The sequence below is a fragment of the Mesorhizobium sp. M7A.F.Ca.CA.002.04.1.1 genome (assembly GCF_004022805.1).
GTDB classification, from domain to species: Bacteria; Pseudomonadota; Alphaproteobacteria; order Rhizobiales; family Rhizobiaceae; genus Mesorhizobium; species Mesorhizobium ciceri.
Window position 1 is genome coordinate 1 of record NZ_RZPL01000525.1, and the last position, 4187, is coordinate 4187.

Annotated in this window: 4 protein-coding genes; 2 read left to right on the plus strand and 2 right to left on the minus strand. The window is 64.0% G+C overall.

Going from position 1 to position 4187, the window contains the following annotated elements:
* The coding region (locus tag ENZ75_RS23325; protein ID WP_206617083.1) for a DUF2182 domain-containing protein at positions 1–487 on the minus strand (487 nt) is incomplete at its 3' end.
* A 9-nt stretch (positions 488–496) separates the two neighbouring features.
* Positions 497–1132: a DUF1326 domain-containing protein gene (locus ENZ75_RS23330; RefSeq protein ID WP_013532425.1), complete on the minus strand. Its 636-nt coding sequence runs from the start codon at positions 1130–1132 to the stop codon at positions 497–499.
* 455 nt (positions 1133–1587) lie between these two features.
* Between ENZ75_RS23330 and ENZ75_RS23335 the strand changes: the two genes are divergently transcribed.
* Both ENZ75_RS23335 and ENZ75_RS23340 read left to right on the plus strand, forming a co-directional pair.
* Positions 1588–2769: a cystathionine beta-lyase gene (locus tag ENZ75_RS23335; RefSeq protein WP_013532426.1), complete on the plus strand. Its 1182-nt coding sequence runs from the start codon at positions 1588–1590 to the stop codon at positions 2767–2769.
* A 130-nt stretch (positions 2770–2899) separates the two neighbouring features.
* Entirely contained in the window at positions 2900–3961 is a 1062-nt protein-coding gene (locus ENZ75_RS23340) for an HPP family protein (RefSeq protein WP_013532427.1), read from the plus strand.
* Positions 3962–4187: the final 226 nt, after the last annotated feature.

Here is a 4187-nt window from a genome sequence, read left to right on the forward strand (position 1 = left end):
AGGCAAGACGGGCGAGCAGCCATTGCGCACCGGTCGCCACGAGGCTGAAGACGGCCCAGACGGCGAGGTAGCCGGCAAAAAACCATCCCGTCGAAGCGATGGGCCTGCCATCCGCCCGCGCCTTGCGGCCGACACCGGCATAGAGCAGCAACATCGGTGCGACCGAAGGCGTCATCATGCCGACCATCATCACCGCCCACATCGTGAAGGTGAAAGCGAAATCGGCCAATGCCCAGGCCCGGATGCCTGGCGCCACGGCGGCGCCCATATCCATGCCGCCCATACCCATGTTCGACCCGTCCATATTCGACATGTCCATTCCGGCCATGTCACCGCCTCCGCTGTCCGGCAAGGCGGAGCCGGGCATGACCATGTCGGTGGCGAGCCACAGCACATAGGCCCAGGCGAGCACGGCAATCACCACGAGCGCGGCCATCACGACCGCGCGATCGCGCCGCAGCACCGCCTCGAGGGCCGTGTCGCCCATTGGATCAGGTCAATGCACGATGCCGCTCTGCGTGAGATGCAGATTGGCGAAATGGCTGTGCGTATCGGCCAGCTCGAACTTGATCGGGCCCGTCGCCTTTGTCCAGCCGCGCCCGACCTCGGCGATCGCGTATTCGAAGCCGTGCGGCAGGTCGATGCGCGCCTGGTGGGCAGCGCCGGTGACCGGATTCCGGATCGGCTCGCCACGACCGTCGGTTATACCCTCGACATGCAGCTGACTGGTTCGCGCGTCGACGTCGATGTTGAATTCGATCGGCGCAAAGATCGGGTCGTGGAACTTCTCCAGCGTGGTCGAAAAGACCTGGAATATCGTTGCACCCGGTTCGGTATCCAGACCGCCCAATATGCGAAGCAGCGCGCCACGTTGGGCTTCCGTCGCCCTCTCGTCGATGATCACCGCGGCTTCGCCCCCGCCCTGGTGTATGGCGCCGGGCCAGCTGAAAATCCCGACGAACCGCAATCCGTCGAGCTTGGTGTCGCCGTGATGGCCGCTTTCGATTTCCATGCCGGCGACCGCCTGGCAGAACCCGTATGTCGGCATGGCGTTGAACTGGCACGGGCAGCCATAGGCGCAGTTGCAGTTGATGAATTCGCGCGCCTTCATGGCCCATTTGACGTCCGGCATGGCATTCCTCCCTTGCCGCGCTCACGCTTGGTGAGCGCGATCCGGATCGTGGAGGACCAGAGGTCAACCGGCAGCAACCATCCGGCAGCATCTGATCGAAGCAATCCGGCGATTAATATTAGCCGACAATCATATACCTTCCGCAGCCGCCCACAATAGCCGATCGGCGGAGATGAGGGCTCCGAACGCAGGTCAATCAAAGACCGCCTTTTCGCGATAGGAATTTTTTCTTGACAGCCTGCCCTCAGCTATGATACATTTTCGTCCATGGTGCTGATTTGCGCCGATGACCCGCCGCACAGGCGGGTTTTTCGTTTTGATATCCTGTCCCCGCATCGCTGTTTTTGCCGCGACGAATTGGCATATTCGAAGTCCATCTCCTGGCGGACGGTGGCTGTTGCACGGTCCATGCCGCCGCACTATGGCTAGCGGCTTGTCAAACAAGGCGACGCAGAATGGCGAAAGACGGCGAGCACTTTAGCGGCGGGATGGGCATCAACACGCGGCTTGCCCATTCGGGCAACAATCCGCACGACTATTTCGGCTTCGTCAATCCGCCGGTGGTGCATGCCTCGACCGTGCTTTTTCGCGACGCGGCGTCAATGGCGGCTCGCACCCAGAAATACACTTACGGCACGCGCGGCACGCCGACGACCGATGCGCTCGCCCACGCCATAGACGCGCTGGAAGGTTCGGCAGGCACGATCCTGGTGCCGTCGGGCCTTGCGGCGGTGACGGTACCGCTGCTCGCCTTCGTGTCGGCCGGCGACCATCTGCTGATCGTCGATACCGTCTATCATCCGACCCGCAACTTCGCCGACACGATGCTGAAGCGGCTGGGCGTCGAGGTCGAGTACTACGCCCCCCATGTCGGCGCCGGCATCGCGGCGTTGATCAAGCCCAACACCAAGGTGGTGTTCACGGAATCACCGGCCTCCAACACCTTCGAGGTGCAGGACATCCCAGCCATCGCCAAGGCGGCGCACGCCGCGGGCGCCATCGTCATGATGGACAATACCTGGGCGACGCCACTGTATTTCCGCCCCCTCGACCACGGTGTCGACATCTCGATCCATGCGGCGACCAAATACCCGGCCGGCCATTCCGACGTGCTGCTTGGCACGGTGTCGGCCAATGAGAGCTGCTGGACGCATCTTTATGAAAGCTTCTGCACGCTTGGCTGCTGCGCCGGGCCCGACGACGTCTACCAGGTGCTGCGCGGCCTGCGCAGCATGGGCGTGCGCCTTGAACACCATCAGCGCAGCACGCTTGCCATCGCCTCCTGGCTCGAAGGCCAGAAGGGCGTGGCGCGCGTGCTCCACCCGGCCCTGCCCAGCCACCCGGACCACGAACTGTGGAAGCGGGACTTCTCCGGATCGAGCGGCATCTTTTCCATCGTGCTTGCCGGCGGCGGACAAAAGCAGCAGCACGCCTTTCTCGACGCGCTGCAAATCTTCGGCCTCGGCTATTCCTGGGGCGGCTATGAGAGCCTTGCCGTGCCGGTCTGGCTCGGCGACCGCGTTGTCGCGAAGGCCCCCTATGAGGGTCCATTGATCCGCCTGCAGATCGGCCTCGAGGACGTCGACGACCTGAAGGCCGACATTTCGCGCGGCCTGACCGCGGCGGCGGCTGCGTAGCGGAATTCTATTCCCTCAAATTGCAGTTTCCCGGATCAGTTTGGCTTTCAAATTCAACGATGCCGCGTCATTGCGGTGCGATCAGCACATTTTCGACTTCCCCTGGAATATCGGCAGAGTTTTCGACCCCATGGCTTTCCGCCTTTTTGTTCCCATTCTTGCCGGCGCGACGCTGCGCGAGCGTCTCGTCGCCTGTATCGGCGCGACGATCGGCATTGCACTCACCGGTGTGATCGCCAGCCTTGTGCTCGGCAACGGCCCGCACGTGCCGCTGCTGGTGGCGCCGATGGGGGCGTCGGCGGTGCTGCTGTTCGCCGTGCCCGCCAGTCCGCTGGCACAGCCATGGTCGATCATCGGCGGCAACACGATATCGGCACTGGTCGGCGTGATCGTGGCGCATTTCATCCACGAAACCGCCCTTGCCAGCGGCATCGCGGTGGCACTGGCCATCGCCGCCATGTCGTTCACGCGCTGCCTGCATCCGCCGGGCGGAGCGGCCGCGCTGACCGCGGTGCTGGGAGGGCCTGCCGTGATCAGCGCCGGCTTCCTGTTTCCATTCGTGCCGGTGGCGCTGAACTCGATCCTGCTGGTGGCGCTCGGCTACGGCTTCCACAGGCTGGCCCGGCGCAATTATCCGCATGTGCCGGTTGCGGCGCCGGCAAACAGCCACGGCACCGGCGATCTGCCGGCGCAGCTGCGCGTGGGCTTTCGGTCGGAAGACATCGATGCCGCGCTTGGCGCACTCGACGAGACGTTCGATATCGATCGCAACGATCTCGACCGGCTGCTGCGGCAGGTCGAATTGCAGGCGATGGTGCGCGCGCACAAGACCCTTCTGTGCGAGGACATCATGTCGCGCGATGTGATCTCGGTCGATGCTCACACCTCCACCGAGGCGGCGCGCCAATTGCTGCTTGACCACAACATCCGCACCTTGCCGGTCGTCAATGCGGAAGCCAGGCTGGCAGGCACGGTGGGGTTGCGCGAACTCACCCAGGCCTCGGGGACGGTTGGATCCGTCTTAACGCCCGCGGCAACAGCCGCCGCCGGCGTCGCCGCCATGGGTCTGCTGCCCGTCCTCACCGACGGCCGCAGCCATGCGGTCATCATCGTCGACGACGACAAGCGGATTCTCGGGCTGATCACCCAGACCGATCTGTTGGCGGCCACGGCGCGCCTGCAGGCTGCCTGACAAGCCTTCGCTCGCACTGTAGTGTAGCGGCCGCCGGACCCGGCAGAAAATCTTCGGGAACCTTTTGCCGGCGACAGCGTCCAATCTCCCAATCGAGATCCTGGTTCGGAGATTGGGTTGAGGAAACTTGCCATGCCTGCTGTGTTGACGGCCGTGCCTTCCGCTGTGCCAGGCGAGATGCAGCTTGTGCACCGCGCGCTGGCGCGCGACGGCGACGCCTTCCGCA

Excerpts from the sequence above, each read along its gene's own strand:
- ENZ75_RS23330 (WP_013532425.1), bottom strand. The coding sequence starts at position 1,132 with ATGCCGGACGTCAAATGGGCCATGAAGGCGCGCGAATTCATCAACTGC.
- ENZ75_RS23335 (WP_013532426.1), top strand. The coding sequence starts at position 1,588 with ATGGCGAAAGACGGCGAGCACTTTAGCGGCGGGATGGGCATCAACACG.
- ENZ75_RS23340 (WP_013532427.1), top strand. The coding sequence starts at position 2,900 with ATGGCTTTCCGCCTTTTTGTTCCCATTCTTGCCGGCGCGACGCTGCGC.